At 68.1% G+C, this 19,970-nt stretch carries 23 protein-coding genes; 8 read left to right on the forward strand and 15 right to left on the reverse strand.

The window, feature by feature from the left end; translation table 11 throughout:
* Nucleotides 1-191: 191 nt before the first annotated feature.
* Complete coding sequence (locus tag P6144_RS07045; RefSeq protein ID WP_277767026.1) at nt 192-1,421, forward strand: PQQ-dependent sugar dehydrogenase; 1,230 nt, start codon at nt 192-194, stop codon at nt 1,419-1,421.
* Nucleotides 1,422-1,651: 230 nt separating this feature from the next.
* On the opposite strand, the gene P6144_RS07050 is transcribed toward P6144_RS07045, so the two are convergent.
* Together P6144_RS07050 and P6144_RS07055 are read right to left on the reverse strand one after the other, a co-directional pair.
* On the reverse strand, nt 1,652-2,026 hold the full coding sequence (locus tag P6144_RS07050) for a PaaI family thioesterase (protein ID WP_277767027.1): 375 nt from the start codon (nt 2,024-2,026) through the stop codon (nt 1,652-1,654).
* Nucleotides 2,023-2,463, reverse strand: a complete 441-nt coding sequence (locus tag P6144_RS07055; protein ID WP_277767028.1) for a PaaI family thioesterase — start codon at nt 2,461-2,463, stop codon at nt 2,023-2,025. Before P6144_RS07055 ends, P6144_RS07050 begins: the two co-directional genes overlap by 4 nt.
* Nucleotides 2,464-2,594: 131 nt before the next feature.
* Here P6144_RS07055 and P6144_RS07060 point away from each other — a divergent pair, with 131 nt between their 5' ends.
* The 6 genes from P6144_RS07060 to P6144_RS07085 are packed head-to-tail and all read left to right on the forward strand — an operon-like array spanning nt 2,595 to nt 7,299.
* Nucleotides 2,595-2,753 carry a hypothetical protein gene (locus tag P6144_RS07060; RefSeq protein WP_277767029.1) on the forward strand — a complete coding sequence of 53 codons (159 nt, stop codon included), beginning with the start codon at nt 2,595-2,597 and terminating at the stop codon, nt 2,751-2,753.
* Nucleotides 2,750-3,703 carry a hypothetical protein gene (locus tag P6144_RS07065; protein ID WP_277767030.1) on the forward strand — a complete coding sequence of 318 codons (954 nt, stop codon included), beginning with the start codon at nt 2,750-2,752 and terminating at the stop codon, nt 3,701-3,703. The genes P6144_RS07060 and P6144_RS07065 overlap by 4 nt, the downstream gene beginning before the upstream one ends.
* Nucleotides 3,691-4,569: a transposase gene (locus P6144_RS07070; protein ID WP_277767031.1), complete on the forward strand. Its 879-nt coding sequence runs from the start codon at nt 3,691-3,693 to the stop codon at nt 4,567-4,569. The genes P6144_RS07065 and P6144_RS07070 overlap by 13 nt, the downstream gene beginning before the upstream one ends.
* A 48-nt stretch (nt 4,570-4,617) precedes the next feature.
* Nucleotides 4,618-5,217, forward strand: a complete 600-nt coding sequence (locus P6144_RS07075; RefSeq protein ID WP_277767032.1) for a response regulator transcription factor — start codon at nt 4,618-4,620, stop codon at nt 5,215-5,217.
* A 39-nt stretch (nt 5,218-5,256) separates the two neighbouring features.
* Nucleotides 5,257-6,045, forward strand: a complete 789-nt coding sequence (locus tag P6144_RS07080) for a crotonase/enoyl-CoA hydratase family protein (RefSeq protein ID WP_277767033.1) — start codon at nt 5,257-5,259, stop codon at nt 6,043-6,045.
* Nucleotides 6,046-6,105: 60 nt separating this feature from the next.
* Nucleotides 6,106-7,299 (forward strand): acetyl-CoA C-acyltransferase, encoded by a 1,194-nt coding sequence (locus P6144_RS07085; RefSeq protein ID WP_277767034.1) that lies wholly within the window; start codon nt 6,106-6,108, stop codon nt 7,297-7,299.
* A 105-nt stretch (nt 7,300-7,404) separates the two neighbouring features.
* Here P6144_RS07085 and P6144_RS07090 read toward each other — a convergent pair whose 3' ends face one another.
* The 5 genes from P6144_RS07090 to rarD all read right to left on the reverse strand — a co-directional run bounded on the left by P6144_RS07090 (nt 7,405) and on the right by rarD (nt 10,261).
* On the reverse strand, nt 7,405-7,944 hold the full coding sequence (locus P6144_RS07090; protein ID WP_277767035.1) for an SRPBCC family protein: 540 nt from the start codon (nt 7,942-7,944) through the stop codon (nt 7,405-7,407).
* Entirely contained in the window at nt 7,937-8,383 is a 447-nt protein-coding gene (locus P6144_RS07095) for an SRPBCC domain-containing protein (RefSeq protein WP_277767036.1), read from the reverse strand. The genes P6144_RS07090 and P6144_RS07095 overlap by 8 nt, the downstream gene beginning before the upstream one ends.
* The gene (locus P6144_RS07100) at nt 8,380-8,775 is read right to left on the reverse strand and encodes a VOC family protein (protein ID WP_277767037.1); all 396 of its coding nucleotides are present in this window, start codon (nt 8,773-8,775) and stop codon (nt 8,380-8,382) included. The genes P6144_RS07095 and P6144_RS07100 overlap by 4 nt, the downstream gene beginning before the upstream one ends.
* Complete coding sequence (locus tag P6144_RS07105; RefSeq protein WP_277767038.1) at nt 8,768-9,106, reverse strand: metalloregulator ArsR/SmtB family transcription factor; 339 nt, start codon at nt 9,104-9,106, stop codon at nt 8,768-8,770. Before P6144_RS07105 ends, P6144_RS07100 begins: the two co-directional genes overlap by 8 nt.
* A 237-nt stretch (nt 9,107-9,343) precedes the next feature.
* Nucleotides 9,344-10,261, reverse strand: coding sequence for an EamA family transporter RarD (rarD, locus tag P6144_RS07110; RefSeq protein WP_277767039.1), 918 nt, complete (start codon nt 10,259-10,261; stop codon nt 9,344-9,346).
* Between the two features lie 112 nt (nt 10,262-10,373).
* Here rarD and P6144_RS07115 point away from each other — a divergent pair, with 112 nt between their 5' ends.
* A complete protein-coding gene (locus tag P6144_RS07115) occupies nt 10,374-11,312 on the forward strand; it encodes a hypothetical protein (RefSeq protein WP_277767040.1) in 939 nt (312 codons plus the stop codon).
* 126 nt (nt 11,313-11,438) lie between these two features.
* Here the strand turns inward: P6144_RS07115 and P6144_RS07120 are convergent, their stop codons facing one another.
* The 8 genes from P6144_RS07120 to P6144_RS07155 form a co-directional block, all read right to left on the reverse strand.
* Nucleotides 11,439-11,735 (reverse strand): YciI-like protein, encoded by a 297-nt coding sequence (locus P6144_RS07120; protein ID WP_277767041.1) that lies wholly within the window; start codon nt 11,733-11,735, stop codon nt 11,439-11,441.
* A gap of 1 nt (nt 11,736) precedes the next feature.
* Nucleotides 11,737-12,561, reverse strand: coding sequence for a protein phosphatase 2C domain-containing protein (locus P6144_RS07125; protein ID WP_277767042.1), 825 nt, complete (start codon nt 12,559-12,561; stop codon nt 11,737-11,739).
* A 9-nt stretch (nt 12,562-12,570) separates the two neighbouring features.
* A complete protein-coding gene (locus P6144_RS07130) occupies nt 12,571-13,044 on the reverse strand; it encodes a GNAT family N-acetyltransferase (protein ID WP_277767043.1) in 474 nt (157 codons plus the stop codon).
* Nucleotides 13,045-13,058: 14 nt separating this feature from the next.
* Nucleotides 13,059-14,357, reverse strand: coding sequence for a dihydrolipoamide acetyltransferase family protein (locus P6144_RS07135; RefSeq protein ID WP_277767044.1), 1,299 nt, complete (start codon nt 14,355-14,357; stop codon nt 13,059-13,061).
* Between the two features lie 5 nt (nt 14,358-14,362).
* Entirely contained in the window at nt 14,363-15,367 is a 1,005-nt protein-coding gene (locus P6144_RS07140) for an alpha-ketoacid dehydrogenase subunit beta (RefSeq protein ID WP_277767417.1), read from the reverse strand.
* Nucleotides 15,368-15,402: 35 nt separating this feature from the next.
* Entirely contained in the window at nt 15,403-16,272 is an 870-nt protein-coding gene (locus tag P6144_RS07145) for an alpha/beta hydrolase (RefSeq protein ID WP_277767045.1), read from the reverse strand.
* Entirely contained in the window at nt 16,269-17,537 is a 1,269-nt protein-coding gene (locus P6144_RS07150) for a 3-methyl-2-oxobutanoate dehydrogenase (2-methylpropanoyl-transferring) subunit alpha (RefSeq protein WP_277767046.1), read from the reverse strand. Before P6144_RS07150 ends, P6144_RS07145 begins: the two co-directional genes overlap by 4 nt.
* Nucleotides 17,538-17,797: 260 nt before the next feature.
* Entirely contained in the window at nt 17,798-19,936 is a 2,139-nt protein-coding gene (locus P6144_RS07155) for a M3 family metallopeptidase (RefSeq protein ID WP_277767047.1), read from the reverse strand.
* Nucleotides 19,937-19,970: the final 34 nt, after the last annotated feature.

Below are 19,970 nucleotides of genomic sequence, written 5' to 3' on the forward strand. Positions count from 1 at the left end.
GGGCGAGGATGAAGCGAGAAAGGAAATTGCGCAATACCGTAGATTTGCGCAACTTATTGAAACGGCAGCGTTATGAACCGGCGATCCGGTGCAATATCCCCCTGTCGGGCGACTTGGCGTGCTTTCGGGGCGGAGCTAGCACCGGGGCCAGGCGTTGCTGCCCCAAGACAGGAAGAGAGAGGGTCTTTTCGATGCGATCGCATTTCCGCCTGGCGCTGCCCGCGCTCGCGCTGCTCGCCGCCTGCAACAGCGGCGGCGTCTCTGCCCAGCAGGCCGCCACGCCCGCCGCGGGCGAGCCGCCCTTCACCCTGACCCAGGTTGCCGATTTCGACACGCCCTGGGCCATGGCCTTCCTGCCCGACGGCCGCATGCTGGTGACCGAGAAGGCCGGCAAGATCCTGCTCGTTTCGGCCGACGGCAAGAACCAGCAGACTCTCGCCAGCATCGATGTGGTGTTCCAGGGCCAGGGCGGGTTGCTCGATGTGATCCCCGCCCCCGATTTCGCGCGCTCGAAGCTGGTCTATTACACCTATGCCGAGCCGCGCCCCGAAGGATCGAGCCTGGCGCTGGCGCGCGCTACCTTTGTCGATGGCGCGACGCCAGCGCTTACCGATCCCCAGGTGCTCTGGCGCGCCGGATCCGACGGCAAGGGCGGCCAGTTCGGCGCCGTCATCGCCTTCGCGCCCGACGGCAAGTCGCTCTTCCTCACCTCGGGCGAGCGCCAGCGCTTCACCCCGGCGCAGGACCCTAACCAGGCGCTCGGCAAGATCCTGCACCTCACGCTCGACGGCAAGCCGGCGCCGGGCAATCCCTGGGCGGGCAAGACCGGCACGCCGAGCGTGACCGTCACCGATCCGCCGAAGAACACCGGGCTCGCCGCGACCGCGCCGACGCGCAGCCAGGCAGTGGAAGGCACGAACCTGGTTCCCGCCGAGACCTGGAGCCTCGGCCATCGCAATCCCTATGGGCTGGTGTTCGACAAGCGCGGGCGGCTCTGGGAAGTCGAGATGGGCCCCAAGGGCGGCGACGAGGTCAACCTGATCGTCAAGGGCGCCAATTACGGCTGGCCCAACGTCTCCAACGGCGACAATTACGACGGCACGCCGATCCCCGATCATGCGCCGGGTGACGGCTATACGGCGCCCGCGGTCTTCTGGAATCCGTCGATCTCGCCGGGCGGCATGGCCTATTATTCGGGCAGCATGTTCCCCGCCTGGAAGGGTTCGCTGCTGATCGGCGCGCTTTCGGGGCGCGGGCTGATCCGCGTCGCGCTCGACGGCGACAAGGCAAGCAAGGCCGATCAGTGGGACCTGAACATGCGCATCCGCGACGTGGTGCAGGGGCCGGACGGTGCGGTGTGGCTGCTCGAGGATGCCGGCAAGGCCAACGGGCGGCTGTTCAGGCTCACGCCGAAGAAGTGACGGCGCGCCGCGGCGCTTGCAATGTAGGATTTCGGCTGATTGGCTGATGCGGCCCGCCCTTCGGGGCCGGCCGCTCTTTGCCCTGTAGGAAAGATAGGATCAGGCGGTCGCAAGAATGCTGCGTGATGCACCGCTTTGCCGGGAAAACAGGGAAAATAGCCCATCCGGAAACCCGCTCCGGGCCTGTACTTCGTGTACTTTGGCGAGTCGCTGTCGCGCGCGCTGTAGGATCAGCGGGTGATCAGATAGTTGATCCGCGCCGCGGCGATCGGCCGGTCGGGCTCGTCCTGCCAGGCGATCGCCTCGACATTGGCGACGCGGGTGCCGAGCCGGGTGACGGTGCCGCGCGCCCGGGTCGGCTTGTCGCGGCCGCCGCGCATATAGTCGACGGTGATGTTGATCGGCTTGACCCGCGCCTCCTCGCCGCCCAGCGCCTGCTTGAGCGCGCCGACCGCGGCCATTTCGAGCAGCCCGCCGATCGCGCCGCCGTGCAGGAAGCCGGGGCGGCCCAGCACATCGTCGCCGAACGGCATGACGAACACCGGCGCATCCTCGCCCGGCTCGATCGTCAGGCCCAGCAGCTCGGCATAAGGCGGCAGGATCATCGATAGCCCTCGATCGCCATGAAGGTGCCCGCGACATGGGCGAGCGGGTCGTTCGGGTCGCCGTCATGCGCCTGGCCGCGGACGAACGCGATCGAGCGGGTGATCCGGTAGCATTCGCCGCGCCCGATCACGGTGCGCCCCGGCGTGGCGGGGCGCAGATAGTCGATGCGCAGGTCGAGCGTCGCTTGGGGGCGGAAGGCGCCGGCCTTGAGCCACACCGAGACTGCGGTCGCCATGTCCATCAACGCCAGGATCGGCCCCGATGCGAGCACGCCCGATGCCGGATCGCCGATCATGTCCTCGCGGTATGGCAGCGCGAGCTCGGCCCAGTCGGGACCATGCGCACGATAGGCGACGCCCAGCCGGCTGCCATGGCTGGCATAGCCCAGCGAGAAGAAGCGCTGGGGATCGAAGCCGGAAGGGGCGGTTTCGCTCATCCGGGCGGCCCTAGCCTGCCTGCGGAAAGCACGCAAATGGCGGCAATTACATCGTTGTAACATGCACCACAGGCCAACCCCGCCCTAGCCTCCCCGCATCGGGAGCGCCTTGCACCAGGGGGAGCATGGGAATGATCGGAATCGAGCTGAGCGAGATCGTCGAGCTGGGCACCAGCGTGGCGACGCATGGCGCATTGCGCGCCGCTTCGGTGGATATCGACGATCTGTTCGAGCTGGTCGTCGGCATCGCCATCCTGATCTACGAGATCGCGCCCGACTTCGCCGGATGAACGGCATCGACGCCGCCACCCGCTCGGCGATCCTCGCGGCGCGGGCGGCGGCGGGCGACGCGGTTCGGGCGTGGCGCGGCGGCGCGGCCTATTGCGCGCTCGAAGCCGCCTTTGCCGATTGCCCGGCCGACGATCCGGCACTCGCCATGGACCGGGCCAAGGCATTGCTCGACGATGGCGGCTGGGCCGAGGCGCTGCTCGCGCCGCTGGTGGCCGCGCTCGCCGTCGATCCGCTGTTCGAGCCGCCATTGCGGGTGAACCGCGACGCGATGCGGATCGGCGCGGTGCTGTTCGACTGCCCCGCCGTCTCGATCGCCGCGTGCCGCACCAGCGCGGAGGCGATGCGGCGATTGCCGGCGCCGACCAGCATCAGCTTCTCCGGCCGGCTGGCGGTTACCCGCTATGTCCGCGCCGGGGGCGCCCTGCTCCGGCGCTGGCACGCCGATCCCGCCGGGCCGGAATTCCGCGCCGATACCGCGCCGCCCTGTCACGAGGCAGGCGCGCTTCGCCTCTTCGACGGTGCGGTTCATGCGATCGACGGGCACCGCGAAGCGCAGCTGGTTGCGGGAGCTATGCAGGATGTCGTCACGCTGGTCGCCACGATCCGCGCAGGCGCCGCGCCGCTGATGCGCGAGCATGCCATCGCCGATGGCCGGCTGCTCCGCGTCGCGAGCGGGGATGAACGCGCCTCGCGCAGCGAGATGCTGCTCGCCTTTCTCCGCCTTGCCGGCCGCGCCGATGCGCACGAACGGTTCGAGGACGCGACGCACGACCCGGCCTTCCACCTGCGCTGGGCGGCAATGCGCGAATGGCTGGCGCTCGATGCCCGCGCGGCCCTGCCCCGGCTCGCGGCAATGGCGACGCGCGATCCGCATGCCGAGATCCGCTCTGCCGCCACGCGCATGCTGACGGTGGTCCGCGCCCGGCTGGAAGCGCCATGCCCCGGCTGATCGACCCCGGACAGGGCAGCGCGATCGGTCTGGACGATCTGGTCGAGGCGCTGGAGGAAAATCCCGTCGATGTGCGCGACGAGGATGCATTCGCCAGCTGGGGGCCGCTGCTCGCCCGGCTGGGCCGCAACCCGGATTTCCTGGCCGATCTCGCCATCGCCGAACTCAAGACCCGCTGCGCCGGGCAGGACCGCGCCAATGGCTATGGCGCCCAGGTATTCCTGCTGCGCCCGCCCAATGGCCGTTATGTGCTGCGCGCCAATTTCTGGCCGGCGCGCGACGATCCGGTAACGCGTGCCAGCGGGCCGGGTGCGTTCTTCTACGCGCTGCCGCACGATCACAATTTCCCGTTCCTCACCACGGGCTATCTCGGCCCGGGCTATTGGAGCGACTATTACGACTATGACGTCGCGCCGCTGGCCGGCCTGCCGGGGGAAGCGGCCGGACTGCGCTTCGTCGAGCGCTCCCGGCTCGAGCCCGGCAAGCTGATGCTCTACCGGATGCGCCGCGACGTGCATGTCCAGCTGCCGCCCGACAGCCTCTCGGTCTCGCTCAACATCCTCGGCGCCGATCCCGCCCAGCCCTGGCTCGACCAGTATCGCTTCGACGTGACGCGCGGCACGATCGCTGAAGGGCTGACGGTCACCGCCGCCGAAGCGCTGATCGCCATCGCCGTCCATATCGGCAACGGGCTCGACCTCGCCGAGCGCTTCGCACGCAGCCACCCCTGCTCCCGCATGCGCGTCACCGCGCTCGAAGCACTCGCCTCCGCGCTGCCCGACACGGCGCCGGCGCTGTTCGCCCGGGCAGCGGACGATCCCGACCGACTGGTGTCCGGGCGCGCCCGGGCAAGACTATCTCCGTAACGGACATGGTTGCCGCCGGAACGGAGCAATCGCCGTTACCCTTCCCGCGTGCCCGTACTCGTCGCCTTTACGCTTGAGATTCCACGGCTTGCCGACGCGGCGGCGGCGCGCGGGCTGCAGCTCATACCCTTTGCCCCCGATGTGGAGGCGGCAGCTGCACTCGTGGCCGGCGGGAGCGAGCGCATCGCGCAGATCCGGGCGCAGGGCTGGCACGGGCCGCTGCTGCTGGTGCTGCCCGAGGGCGGCAGCGTTGCGCAGGCTCTCGATGCCGGGGCGGACGACGCGGTCCGCGCCGGTACCCCACCCGACGAGATCGCCGCCCGGCTCGCCGCGCGGGTCCGCCCCGGGCCGGAGATCGTGCTCGGCGAGCTGCGCATTGATCCGTTCGCCCGCCGAGTGACGCGCGCCGGGCGGGCAATTGCGCTGCTGCCGCGCGAATATGCGCTGCTCCTCCATTTGGTCGGCCAGGGCGAGCGCCCCGCGGCGCGCAGCGAGCTGCTCGCCGCCGTCTGGGGGCTGGGCTTCGACCCGGGCACCAACGTGGTCGAGGTCCATGTCTCGCGGCTGCGCGCCAAGCTCGACCGCGGCTTCGCAGCACCGATGCTGGTCACCGACAAGGGGCGCGGCTACCGGCTGTGCGCGGCGTGAGGGGCGCGCTATCAGGGCCGGGACACAGGAGAGAAGCCAATGGAAGCGCGCGTAAGCATCGAGATCAGCGGAGGCGTGGCCGATGTCCGGCTGACACGGCCGGACAAGCTCAACGCGCTCGATCCGGCGATGTTCGCAGGGATCATCGCCGCGATCACCCGGCTGGAGACCGAGCCCGGGCTGCGTGCCGTGGTGCTTTCGGGCGAAGGCCGCAGCTTCTGCGCCGGGCTCGACATGGCGAGCATGGCGCAGAGCGGACTGGGCGCCGATTCGCGCTTCGACATCATGGCGCGCACCCAGGGGCTGGCGAACGACTTCCAGCAGGTCGCCTGGGGCTGGCGGACGCTGCCGGTGCCGGTGATCGCGGCAGTGCATGGCGTGGCGTTCGGCGGCGGACTGCAGATCGCCAGCGGCGCGGACGTGCGCATCGCCGCGCCGGGCACACGGCTTTCGGTGATGGAGATGAAATGGGGCATCGTGCCCGACATGGCCGGCTATGCGCTGTGGCGCGGCAATGTTCGCGACGATGCGTTGCGTGAGCTGGCCTATACCGCGCGCGAGTTCGATGCGGCGGAAGCCCAGGCGCTGGGCTTCGTCACCCGCATCGCCGAGGATCCGCATGCGGAGGCGATGACGCTTGCCCGGGCAATCGCCGGGCGCAACCCGCAGGCGATCCGCGCCGCCAAGCGCCTCGCCAATCTCGAGGCCGATGCGGCCGAAACGCTGCTCGCCGAGAGCCGCGAGCAGGGCGCGCTGCTGCGCACGCCGAACCAGATCGAGGCAGTGATGGCGAACATGCAGAAGCGCCCGCCCCAATTCAAAGACTGAGTTGCCAAGCCGCACCCGCCGATCCATACCCGATATTCCAAATTCTGGAGACCTTGCCGAATGCGTGAAGCAGTAATCGTGTCCACAGCGCGTACCGGGATCGGCAAGGCGGGCCGCGGCTATTTCAACGACACCGAGGCGCCGGTGCTCGCTGCGCATGTGATGAACGCGGCAGTGGACCGTGCTGGCATCGATCCGGCGCGGATCGACGACGTCTTCTACGGCATGGGCAACCAATGGGGCACCGAGGGCGGCAACATGGCGCGGATGGCGCTGTTCGCCGCCGGGCTGCCGCACAGCGTCCCCGCGTTCAGTCTCGACCGCAAATGCGGATCGGGCCTGACCGCGATCGCCCTTGCCGCCCGCTCGATCATGACCGACGAGATCGACGTCGCGCTGGCCGGCGGGATGGAATCGATCAGCCTGACGATGAAGAACGCGCCGCGCTACGTGAACAAGTCGGTCACCGACAAGGTGCCGGCGGCGTACATCCCGATGATCGAGACCGCCGAGATCGTCGCCGAGCGCTACGGGATCAGCCGCGAGGCGCAGGACGCATTCGCCGCCGCCAGCCAGCAGCGCGCCGCCGCCGGGCTGGCCAGCGGCGCCTTTGCCGAAGAGATCGCGCCGATCACCGTCGAAAAGGCGCTGTTCGACAAGGAAGGCAACCGCACCGGCAGCGAGACGGTGACTGTCACCCAGGACGAAGGCATCCGCGCCGGCACCACCGCCGAAGTGCTCGCCGGACTGAAACCGGTGTGGAAGGATGGCCAGTTCGTCAAGGAAGGCCATCACGTTACCGCCGGCAATGCCAGCCAGCTTTCCGACGGCGCCGCCGCGCAGATCATGATGGACCGCAAGACCGCCGAGGCCGAGGGCAAGCGGATCCTGGGCATCTATCGCGGCTTCCAGGCCGCCGGCTGCGAGCCCGACGAGATGGGCATCGGCCCGGTCTTCGCGGTGCCCAAGCTGCTCCAGCGCGCCGGGCTCAGCGTGGCGGACATCGGGCTGTGGGAGATCAACGAAGCGTTCGCCAGCCAGTGCCTCTATTGCCGCGACACGCTGGGCATCGATCCCGACAAGCTCAACGTCAATGGCGGCGCCATTGCGGTCGGCCACCCGTTCGGGATGAGCGGATCGCGCCTCGTCGGCCATGCGCTGATCGAGGGGCGCAAGCGCGGGGTGCGCTATGTCGTGGTCTCGATGTGCACCGCCGGCGGCATGGGCGCGGCGGGGCTGTTCGAAATTCCCTGACCACCTTCTTCGTCATCCCGGCGAAGGCCGGGATCTCTTGCCGTATCGCGCCTCCGCCTGAGATCCCGGCGTTTGCCGGGATGACGGCCTGGGCTTGGGGCTGGCTCAGTCCAGCCCCACCGCATCCGCCGCGCGCCTTTCCGCCGCTGCGTGGAGATCCCAGAAATTCTCGACCGGCGCGCCGGCCAGGCGCCGCTGCAGCACTTCGAGATGCGCACCCCAGCCGCCACCGAAGTTGCGCGCATCGCTCGCGCCGCGCAGGCGGCTATGCGTGAGCACCAGCCGGGTGCGATCAGGAGCGAAGGCGAACAACTCGATCGAGACTTCGCCCGCCTCGCCATTGTCCCAGGTAAAGCTGAGGAAATGCGGGGGCTCGATCCGCAGGATCGTCTCCGACCAGGACTTGCCCTGGTTCCTGGCATAGCGCTCCGGATTGGGCACGTCGCCGTCGGACAGGTTCTGGTGGGCGAAGGTCATGCCGAGCTTGCCGCCGACCTGCGGCTCGGTCGGCCCGCCCATGAACCAGCGCGCGCGCAGCTCCGGATCGACCAGATATTGCCACACCGTCTCGATCGGCGCGGCGAGATCGCGCTCGAAGCGGAGCATCTGCGGGGTGATCGTGTCGGCAGCGCGCGTATCAGTCATCTTGCTTCTCCGTGATGCGGCCCAGGCTTTCGAGGATCATCGTCCAGCCCTTGCGGGTCTGATCCTCATAGGCAGCCCAGGCAGGGTCCATTTCGTGGGTGAGGGTGAGCGTGCAGCCGCCGGGACGGGGCACGATATCGAGGGTGACGCGCGTCCACTCGCCCTCCTCCGCCGGATCGGCGGCGAAGAGGAAGACGAGGCGGCGGGGCCGGTCGATCGCCTCGAAGCGGAGGCGATGATGCGCGTCGCCCGCGGCACGCCGCTCGACGATCAGCCCCTGCCCGCCGATGCGCGCATCGATCTCGCAAGTGACCATCTCGCCTTCGGGCGTGGCGAACAGGAAGCGCGCCGCATCTGCCGGATCGAGCCAGGCATCGAACACCCGCTCCGCACTCGCCGCAAAGTCACGATGCACGGTCAGGACCGCCGGCGCGCTCATGCGAGATTGACCTGCCAGGAGATGCCGAACCGGTCCGAGCACCAGCCGAAGCGGGTGCTCCAGCCATAAGCGCCGGGCGGCATCAGCACCTGGCCCTCGGCCGAGAGCGCGGCGAACAGCGTTTCGAACTCGGCTGCATCGGCAACGTCGAGGAAGAAGGACCAGCTGGGCGTGAAATCGAAGCCGTGGCGGATGAAACTGTCATGCGCCATCACCTTCTGCCCGGCGATCACCGCATGAGCGCGCAGGATCGTGCCTTCGGGCCCGGGGCCCTCGGCACCGAACAGCTCGAGCGTGTCGATGCGGCTGCCGGGTACCGTCTCGACATAGAAATCGAGCGCGGCGCGGCCGGCGCCGCCCTGGAACATCAGGAAGGGCGTCGCTTCAGCCATGGGGCTCCTCCTGCTGGTCGGCGGCGAGGATCGCTTCGAGCGCATCGAGGCGGACGGTCCAGAACTTCTCCCACTGCTTGAGCCAGCGTTCGGCCTCGGCCAGTGGATCGGGCTTCAGGGCGCACATATAGCTGCGCCCCACCTTGCGCCGGGCGACCAGCCCCGCGCCTTCGAGCACCTTCACATGCTTGGCCGCGCCGGCGAACGTCATCGAAAAAGGTTCGGCCAGCTCGCCGATCGACTTCTCGCCGAGCGAGAGATGGGCAAGCATGCCGCGCCGCGTGGGATCGGCAAGGGCATGGAAGGTGGCGTCGAGTCTATATTCAACCATGCGGTTTAATATTTCAGCGTCAGGCCGAATAGTCAACCGATCGGTTGAATAATTTTCGGCGAATTTCCGTGGTTCGGCTTGCGGAAATGTTGACTCCGTTGACTCGCCACGCACGCGCGCGAACCACGCATCGCGGGCGGCCTCCGCAGCGGCACGGGTGGAAGTCACCGGAAGGCGAGTGTCGGCCATCCGCCGACACCATCACCGAAAATCCTACATTGCCAGTGAAGAACGAACCTATATGGTTTTAGGCGCCGGTGCCCGGGCGGCGCGCAGGCTGTCCCAGGCATAGAGCGCGCAGCCGGCCCAGATCAGCGCGAAGGTGATCAGGTGGACCGTGCGCAGCGGCTCACCCAGCGCGATCGCGACGAAGAACTGGATCGTCGGCGTGATATATTGGAGCAGCCCCATCATCGACAGCGGCAGCAGCCGCGCCGCGGCGGCGAACATGAGGAGCGGCGTGGCGGTGATCACGCCGGCGGCGAGCAGCAACGCCGTCTGCCCGGCCGAGACGCCGAAGCCGCTGGTCCCCTGGCTTCCGGTATAGAGCAGCCAGCCCGCCGCGAGCGGGACGAGCAGCACCGTCTCCACCGTCAGCCCGCCCAGCGAATCGATCGCCACCACCTTGCGAACCAGGCCGTAGAGCCCGAAGCTGAGCGCCAGCGACAGCGAGATCAGGATCGCGCCGCCGCCGTTCACCGCCATCACCAGCACGCCCACCGCGGCAATCGCGATGGCGATGCCCTGCCAGCGCCGCAGCCGCTCGCCGAGCACCAGCATGCCGAGCGCGACGTTGAGCAGCGGATTGATGAAATAGCCCAGGCTCGCCTCGAGCACATGGCCGGTCTCGACTGCCCAGATATAGACGAACCAGTTGATCGCGATCAGCGTGGCGCTGGCACAGAGCAGCAGCAGGGTGCGCCCGCGCGCGGCGCGCCAAATGTCCCCCGCCCGGCCGAAGCCGAAGACGAGCACGGCCAGCAGCAGCACCGACCAGACCACGCGGTGCGACAGGATCTGCAGCGCCGGGACGTGCGACAGGATGTGGAAATAGAGCGGCAGCACGCCCCAGATCGCGAACGCCCCGATCGAGAGCGCGAGCCCGCGGTTTCCCGAGGGGCTTGCCGTATCGGCGGCGGCGGTGGTGCGGTTCATGCGCGCGCTTTGCGCGGGGCCGGCGCGACAAGCAAGCAAGCCCCGCTTTGGCGCAGCAAAGGATTGCGCGGAACCGGCCGGCCGCTAGGCTGCGCTGGCAAGAGGGGGAATCATGTCTGAACATTGGGAAGAGGAAGGCCCTTATGGCCATCCGCTGATCGCGACGCTGGCCGGGGGCGCGCTGCTGGTGCTGGCCGCACTGATCGGGCCGCGCATCGCCGCGCCACTGCCGCTGCCGGCGCTGCTGATCGGCGGCGCCGCAGCGGGGCTGGTGCTGTGGCTGATCGGCTTCGTCGCCACCACGCGCCATGCAAGCCTGGTGTGGAAGCTCGGATCGCTGGTGCTGCTGATCGGCGCGGGGGCCGGCGCCGCGCTGATTGCGCACGGCCAGTTCCAGACGCGTTCGCGCGCCGATGCGAGCAGCTTTGCCGAGATCGAGCTGACGGCGGACGGATCGGTGATCCTGCCCCAAGGCATTGCCGGGCGCGGGCCGGTATCCGCGCTCTATGCCGAGGCGGTGCAGGCCGAGGCGGCGGAGAAGCGCGCCTTTGCCGACGCGCTGACCAGGTTCGGCGCGGCATCGCTCAACAGCCCCTATCTACTCCAGCAGAACCCCAGGCCGATCCAGGACTGCGCCGCGATCGACGATGTCCGTGCGCTTGCGGTTTCGCAGAGCGCCAAGCGGCTCGAGCGGCGCGCGGCGCTGGCTCGCGCAGTGGGCAGCGCCAGCCTGCCGGTGGCGGCGAAGCAGGGCATCACGCAGATCGTCGGCGACGCCAAGGCCGATCCGGTCCTTACCAACCAGCAGGCGCTGCTCGATGCCACGGCGCAGCTTTGCACCTTGCTCGCCCGCAAGACCTGGGTGAACGCCAATGCCTATTTCGGCTTCCCAAACGGAGCGGACATGGCGGCGTTCAAGGCGATCAACGCGAGGCGGCAGGCGCTGTCCGGCGATGCCGATGCGATCGACGCGGCGGCAAAGACGCGGATCCTGGCCGGGCGCGAGCAGGTCCGCGATGCGCTGAGCCATTCGATCTACACGAAGGAATAGAGAAGTCGGTGTTCCCCGGCGAAAGCCGGGGTCCAGTTGCATGGATGTTCGTGAGGTGCCCGCACCTCACCACTTTCGTCGAGACTGGGCCCCGGCTTTCGCCGGGGAACCGAATTTCTCAAAAGGCTAGGAAGGCCGCACCGGGTTCGCCGCCTGAGCGCCGACCACCGTGTTCCACGGCAGCACGTCCCAGCGCACGATCAGCCCGTTCGCGACATAGGGATCGGCTTCGGCGAACGCCCGTGCCGCGGCTTCGCCGGCGAAGAGCAGCAGCGCGCTTTCGGGCGGATCGCCCACCGCGCCGCCGAGCAGCAGCTCGCCGGTTTCGACCGCTTCCCACGCGAGCTTCAGATGCGCGTCGCGGAAGGCCGCGCGGCGCTCGAGATAGTCAGGTGCGGTAGTGTAGCGCAGGATCCAGTGCATCTCAGCCTCCAATGCGCAGCCACAGCGCGGTGGCGTCGTCCGATATCTTGAAGCGCGGGAAGCGCGTGCAGGCGGCATCGCCCTGCTCGATCGCGCGCAGTTCCCCGGCGATGGCGGCGAGCCCACGGGCGCGGATCGCCGCGACCAGCCCGGCATCGTCATAGGCGGCATAGCTGTCGATCAGCGCGGCATAGCCGTCGCTCATCAGCAGGATCTCGTCGCCCGGTGCGCAGGCGATGCGCGAGGTATCGACCCGCGCCATATGCGCGGGATCGATGCTGAGCACGCGCATGCCCGGGCGGCCGCGGGTGGATTTGAGATTGGCGAGGATCGGCGCCGATGCCTTGGGCTTGCCGAGGCCGTGCTGCGCCAGGCTGGCGGCACGCTCGGCCTCCGAATTGCGGATTTCCTTTTCGGGCCCGAGCCGTGTGACCGCGCCCGCCGACCAGAGGAAACCGACACAGTCGCCGAGCCAGCCGATCTCGGCCTCCCCCGCCCCCAGCCGCACGGCGAGCGACGAAGCGAGCGGATATTCCCAGCGATCCTCTGGCTCGCGGGTGCGGTCGCGCGCCCAGGCGGCGAGGATGGCGCCGGCGACGTCGCCAAAGAGCGCCTCGACCCCGGTCGCCGCGGATGCGGTGAAGCCGGCCTGCGCCGCGCTCGCCAGCCACGCCGCCCCGCCCTGTGCGCCAACCAGACCCGGCGGGCCGAGATCGGTGGCGCCGTCGATCACCCAGGCATGGGCACGGGCGCTGCCGGCGCGATCGTCATTGGGAACGGAAAGGTCGCCGGCAAGGCTGATCGACTGGAGGAGATCGAAGTGCATGGCCACAGCCTAGCCCGGTTTCGTGGCACCTCGCACCATGTAACGCGCATCTGGGCCATAACTGGAGAGCTTGGCCCGCAGCGCGGGGCTCTCCTGCGGTTCGAAGCCCTGGGCCTGCCAGAATGCGGCGCTGTTGTTGACCGAGACCAGCGCGATCGGGGCATCGAGCTGTGCGAACAGCAAGGCGAGACCGGCCCGGGCATTGCCGCCGCCGCGCGCCTCCGGGAGCAGGGCAAGATCGTGGAGATACCAGCTGGCCCGGCTCTCGGGCAGCGCACCCAGCAGCGTGTCGAGCGGCGGGATCGCCGCCTGCGGCCAGGGATAGGCGATGAGATAGCCCGCCACGCCCTCTGCGCCTTCGAGCACGAAGCAGCTCTCCGGCGCGAGCGCCAGCCGCTCGGCGAAGCAGGCGCGGCCCTCGGGATGGTCTGGAAAGGCGATGCGGGCGACCGCGACGACACCGTCGAGATCGCTTGTAGTCATCGCCCGCCAGCGCATCATTCGGCGAACAGCAGCACGGGGGTTTCGAGCAGCTTCCTGACCGCCTGGACGAAGCTCGCCGCGTCCCAGCCATCGACGACGCGGTGATCGCAGCTGATCGACAGGTTCATCAGCTTGGCGCGGACGATCTCGTCGCCCTGGAAGATCGGGCGCTCGACGATCTTGTTCGGGCCGATGATCGCGACTTCCGGACGGTTGATCACCGGGGTGGTGGCGATGCCGCCGAGCGGGCCGAGCGAGGTGACGGTGAGCGTCGAGCCGCTGAGTTCCTCGCTCTTCGCCTTGCCGGTGCGCGCGGCTTCGGCAAGACGGCTGATCTCGGCGGCGAGCTGCCAGACATTCTTGTCCTGCGCATCGCGGATCACCGGGACCATCAGGCCTGCGTCGGTCTGCGCCGCCATGCCGAGATGGACGCGGCCATGACGGGTGACCACCCCGGCCTCGTCGTCATAGCGCGCGTTGATCATCGGGAAGTCGGGCAGCGCCCGGCAGATTGCGACGATCAGGAAGGGCAGCATGGTCAGCTTGGGGCGTGCCCCGCGATTGTCGTTGAGGTCGCCGCGCATCGCCTCGAGCGCGGTGACGTCGATCTCGTCGACATAGGTGAAGTGGGGGATCTGGCGCTTCGAGGCGGCCATGTTCTCGGCGATGCGGCGGCGCATGCCGATGACCTTGATCGGCTGATCCTCGCGGACACGCGACGCATGCGGGGCGTGATAGCCCTGGGCGCTGCCGTAGCGGAGATAGGCGTCGAGATCGGCGTGGCGGACATGGTTGCCGTCGGCCTTCACGGTGGCGAGGTCGATGCCGAGGTCCTTGGCCCGGGCACGAACCGCGGGGGAGGCAAGGACCTGGCGATGCGGGGGGGACTCGGCCACCTCCTCCGTTCGGCCTGAGCCTGTCGAAGGCTGGCTCTCCACGGGCGCTTCACTCTCGGCCTGGCGCCCTTCGACAGGCTCAGGGCGAACGGTTTCCTGCGGTTCCACCGCCTCCTCAACGCCCGGCGTCTCCGCCTCGACCTGTTCCTCGACCGGCGTCTCGGCTTCGGCATCGCCCTCGACTTCGATCACCATCAGGCCCGAGCCGATCGCGACCATCTCGCCGACTTCGCCGGCCAGCTCGACCACCGTGCCGGAGACAGGCGATTCCATCTCGACCGTGGCCTTGTCGGTCATCATGTCGGCGACCTGCTGGTCCTCCGACACCTTGTCGCCGACCTTGACGTGCCAGGCGACGATCTCGGCCTCGGCAATGCCTTCGCCGATGTCCGGCAGGCGGAACGTGAAACGAGCCATTGCGGTCAGTCCTTCAGGATCTTCTTGAGGGCGGTGCCGATGCGGACCGGGCCGGGGAAATAGGCCCATTCCAGGCTGTGCGGGTAGGGCGTGTCGAAGCCGGTGACGCGCTCGATCGGCGCTTCGAGATGGTAGAAGCAGCGCTCCTGGACCTGGGCCGAAAGCTCGGCGCCGAAGCCGGAAGTGCGGGTCGCCTCATGGACGATCAGGCAGCGGCCGGTCTTCTTGACCGACTCCTCGATCGTCTCGATGTCGAGCGGCACCAGCGTGCGCAGATCGACGATCTCGGCATCGATGCCCATTTCCTCGACCGTGTTGGCGACGACATGGACCATCGTGCCGTAGCAGAGGATCGTCACTGCCTCGCCCGGACGGACGACCGAAGCCTTGCCCAGCTCGACGCGGTAATGCCCCTCGGGCACCTGCGCGCCGGGGTGATCGGCCCAGGTCTTGGCCGGGCGGTCATAATGGCCGTGGAACGGGCCGTTGTAGATGCGCTTGGGCTCGAGGAAGAGGACGGGGTCGTTATCCTCGATCGCCGCGATCAGCAGCCCCTTGGCGTCATAGGGCGTCGAGGGGATCACCGTCTTCATCCCCGAGACATGGGTGAAGATGCCCTCGGGCGACTGGCTGTGCGTCTGGCCGCCGAAGATGCCGCCGCCATAGGGCGAGCGGATCGTGATCGGCGCGGTGAAGTCCGCCGCCGAGCGATAGCGCAGCCGCGCCGCTTCGGAGACGAGCTGGTCGAGCGCCGGATAGATATAATCGGCGAACTGGATCTCGGGGACGGGGCGCAGGCCATAGGCGCCCATGCCGATCGCCACGCCCATGATGCCGATCTCGGTGATCGGCGTGTCGAAGGCGCGGGTCTTGCCGTACTTGGCCTGGAGCCCGGCCGTCGCGCGGAAGACGCCGCCGAAATAGCCGACATCCTCGCCCATCACGACCACATTCGGGTCGCGCGCCATCATCACGTCCATGGCCGAGTTGATCGCCTGGATCATGTTCATCTGGGTGGTTGCACCCGCTTCAGTGACCGTGTCGGTCATGCCTGTGCCTTGCGAATAGTCCAGCGGTCGCCCGCCGATGGTTGCCATGTATCGAGCTTGCGGCGCGCGCCGGCGCTGCCCAGGCCATAGGCATCGACGAACAGCTTCACCGGCGCCTCGGTGCGCGGGAAGCGGGCGGCGTCATCGACCAGCCCATGCGTGCCGCCTTCGACGACGAGCGCATAGGTGCCGGCGGGCGCAGTCTCGGCCGGGAAGAGATGCTCCTCCGCCACGGTGGCGTGGCCCATGACGGGCGGGATCGTGTCCTCGGTGCCGGTGACGATCATCACGGGCACTTCGACGGTGGTATAGGCGTTCGCGGGCACGAGGCCGGGGGCCTTGCCGGGCGACGAGAAGCCGAGCACCGCCTGCACCGCGGGATTGCGCGCCTTGAAGTGCGGCAACCCGCCGCCCAGGCACAGCGAGACAAAGGTGCCGAGGCTGTGCCCGACGGCGATCACCGGAAGCCTGGGAAACGCCTTTGCCGCATGCGCGCCGGTTGCGCGCATGTCCACGAAACGCTCGGTAAAGCCGGAGAGGAAGGTGAACTTCTCGCGCTCGGGATAGTGCATCGAATCGACATGGACTGGCGCGAGCACCGCAAAGCCCTGGCTGAGCAGCACCGAGATCAGCCGATCATAGCGCTCGGGCCAGGAACCATGGCCGGTCGAGAACAGCACCACGCCCTTGGGGCTGGCGGGCTTCCAGATGAGCAGCTTGGTCGAGCGCGTCGGCGAGACGGCGAGGTCGATCGTCTCGGGATCGCCGATCGCGGCGGCATGGAGCAGCCCCGGGGGAAGCAGCGCGAGGCCGCCCAGGGCGCAGGCGCCCTTCACCAGCGCACGGCGCGTGAGGAACTGGTTCACAGGCCCGCCGCCTTCTGCTCGTCGAGCATCTGCTGTTGCTGTTCCCTGAGGTGCCAGGGGATCGTCTCGAACACGCCTTCGAACATCGAGTCGAAGGGCTGGTGCATGCCATGGCCGAGGATGCCGTTCTTCTCGGCTTCCTTCTGCGACGCCTTGACCAGCTCGGCGAGCTCGAGGTCCTGCGCGGCGTGGCGCTCCTCGTCCCATTCGCCGATGGCGATGAGGTGCTGCTTCAACCGGCGGATCGGATCGCCGAGCGGCCAGGCATTGGGCTCGCCCGCCGAGCGATAGGCGGTGGGATCGTCCGAAGTCGAATGGCCTTCGGCACGGTAGGTGAAATGCTCGATCAGCGTCGGACCCTGGTTGGTCCGGGCGCGCTCGGCGGCCCACTCCGTCGCGGCATAGACTGCCAGCGCGTCGTTGCCGTCGACGCGCAGGCCGGCGATGCCATAGCCGATCGCGCGCGCCGCGAAGGTGGTCGCCTCTGCCCCGGCGAAGCCCGAGAAGCTCGAGATCGCCCACTGGTTGTTGACGACGTTGAAGATGACCGGCGCCTTGTAAACCGTCGCGAAGGTCATCGCCGAGTGGAAGTCGCCCTCCGCCGTCGAACCTTCGCCGCACCAGGTGGCGGAGATGCGCGTATCGCCCTTGGCAGCGCTGGCCATCGCCCAGCCCACGGCCTGGGGATATTGGGTGGCGAGATTGCCCGAGATCGAGAAGAAGCCGAACTCCTTGGAGGAGTACATGATCGGCAGCTGGCGGCCTTCGAGCGGATCGGCCTTGTTCGAATAAATCTGGTTCATCATCGACACGATCGGATAGCCGCGCGTGATGAGGATCCCCTGCTGGCGATAGGAGGGGAAGCACATGTCGTCGCTCGCCAGCGCGCTCGCCGCGCCGATCGACACCGCCTCCTCGCCGGTGGACTTCATGTAGAAGCTGGTCTTGCCCTGGCGCTGGGCGCGGAACATGCGCTCGTCAAAGGCGCGGGTCAGCGCCATCGCGCGGAGCATGCGGCGCTTCGCATCGGCATCGAGCCGCGGGTTCCAGGGGCCGACGGCATTGCCTTCGTCATCGAGGACGCGGACCAGGCCGTAAGCCAGCTCATGAAAGCTGTCGGCCCGATCGGCCGTGTCGGGCCGGCGGGTGGCGCCGGCGGCGGGCACCACCACGTCGCTGAAGTCCGCTTCGTCGCCCGGGCGGAATCGCGGCTCGGGCACGTGCAGCGCAAGCGGGGGCAGGTTGGCGCGATCGCGCTCGCTCACATGGGCTCTCCGGACACAGGCTCCCGTAGCCAAACGCTCGGGAATCACGTTTCGCGCCATTGTTATAAAATTTCAAAGATCGACGCAAGTAGGTCAGGGGTGCTGACCTGAAACTGCCGGGTGGAAGGATGGGAATTCGAGGCGGGCGGATGCCCTGCGACATTAACCTGTTCCCCGGCGAAAGCCGGGGCCCAGGGTCACAAGCGGAACGGCAGAGAAACCCTGGGCCCCGGCGTTCGCCGGGGAACGGAAAGGCTAAATCACGCCACCGGGAACCCGCGCCGCTTGAACAGTGCCGACACGTCGGGGTCACGCCCGCGGAAGGCGCGGTATGCGAGCTTGCGATCGGTCTCGTTGCCGGTGGAGAGAAGAGTCGCGCGGAAACGGTCGGCCGTCTTCTTGTCCCAGACATTGCCGGTTTCCTGGAATGCCGCCCAGGTGTCGGCGTCCATCGTCTCGGACCAGAGGTACGAATAATAGCCGGCCGAATAGGCATCGGACGAGAAGAGGTGGCTGAACTGCGGCAGCCGGTGGCGCAGCACGATCTCCTTGGGCATGCCGAGCGCGGCGAGCGCTTCCTTCTCGAACGCGGCGATGTCGGTGACCGGCACCTCGCGATCGTGGAGCTGCATGTCGAGGATCGCGCAGGCGAGATATTCGACCGTGTCGAAGCCCTGGTTGAAGGTGGACGACTTCTCGATCTTGTCGACCAGCGCCTGGGGCATCGGCGCGCCGGTCTTGTAGTGCCTGGCGTATTTGTCGAGCACGTCGCGGGTGAGCAGCCAGTTCTCGTTCACCTGGCTGGGATATTCGACGAAGTCGCGCGGCGTGCCGGCGAGCCCCGGATAGGTGATGTTCTGGAGCAGGCTGTGGATCGCATGGCCGAACTCGTGGAACAGCGTGGTCGCATCGTCGAGGCTGATCAGCGTCGGCTCGCCGGCGCCGCCGCGCACGAAATTGTTGTTGTTCGAGGCCAGCGTGTTGCGCACGCCGCCGAACTTCTGCTGGCCGCGATAGCGGGTGGCCCAGGCGCCCGAGCGCTTTCCGGAACGGGCATAGCCGTCGAAATAGAAGATGCCGACATTCTTCCCCGTGCGCGTGTCGGTAACCTCGAAGGTGCGCACGGCGGGATCGAACACCGGCACGTCCTGCACTTCCTTGAAGCCGAGATCGTAGAGCCGGCCGGCGGCGTAGAAGGCGCCCTGGAGGATGTTGGTGAGCTCGAGATACGGCTTCACCTCGCTCTCATCGAGGTCGTACTTCGCCTTGCGGACCTTCTCGGCATAGAAGCGATAGTCCCAGGGCTCGATCGTGATCTTGGCGCCTTCCTTGTCCGCCAATGCCTGCATATCCGCGACTTCCTCCGCCACCCGGGCGCGGGCGGCGGGCCATACCGCCATCATCAGCTTCATCGCATTGGCCGGAGTCTCGGCCATGGTGTCGTCCATGCGGTACCAGGCGTGGTTCTTGAAGCCGAGCAGCTTGGCGCGCTGCTGGCGCAGCTTGAGGATCTCGGCGATGCCGGCCTTGTTGTCGCTGGCATTGCCATTGTCGCCGCGCGAGACGAAGGCGCGCCAGACCTTTTCGCGCAGGCCCCGGTCGGTCGAATAGGTGAGGAAGGGCGCGACCGAGGAGCGGGTGTTGACCACTGCCCAGCCGGCAACCTTGCGTTCGTCGGCCGCAGCCTTGAGCGATGCCTTGAAGCTCTCGGGCAGGCCGGCGAGCTGGGCCTCGCTGTCGAGGACGATCCAGGTCTCCTCGTCCGCCAGCAGCTTGCGGCTGAAATCGGAGAAGGCGGAGGCAAGCGCCTGGTTGAGCCGGCTGACCTCGGCGCGTTCGGCATCGGAAAGCGCGGCGCCGCGGCGGACGAAGCTGCGATAGCTGCGCTCGAGCAGGCGGAGCTGCTGGGGATCGAGCTTCTGCTTCGCACGCGTGTCGTAGGCGCCCTTCACCCGGGCGAAGAGCAGCGGATCGAGGAACAGCTCGTCATTGGCCCTGGCGAGCTTCGGGCTCCATTCGCGGTCGATCGCCTGGACCTGCTTGTCGGCGAGGTTGCTGGTATAGACGCCCCAGGCCGACTGGACCCTATCCATCGTGTCGCCGGCCTTCTGCATCGGCTCGATCACGGTGTGGAAGGTCGAGGCGGTACGCGCGTTGCGGATCGCGTGGATCTCCTGGCGCTGTTCGGCGATTGCGGCCTCGAAGGCGGCGGGGAACATCTCCGCCTTGAACTTGTCCCAGGGCGGCACCCCGCCATAGCCGCCCGGCCAGGGCTGGAGCAAAGGCGCGGCATCGACGGGTTCGGCGGCTTTGGCCATCAGGCTCCCCAGGAACGGCGAGGTCGCGAGCACCGCGCTGGTACCGAGAAGCGCCTGGCGGCGGCTGAAGTTGCGGATCATGTGCGCGAAGCTCCCTGAATTCTGCGATTGCGGC

It is taken from the genome of Sphingomonas sp. HITSZ_GF (assembly GCF_029543155.1).
GTDB lineage: Bacteria > Pseudomonadota > Alphaproteobacteria > Sphingomonadales > Sphingomonadaceae > Sphingomonas.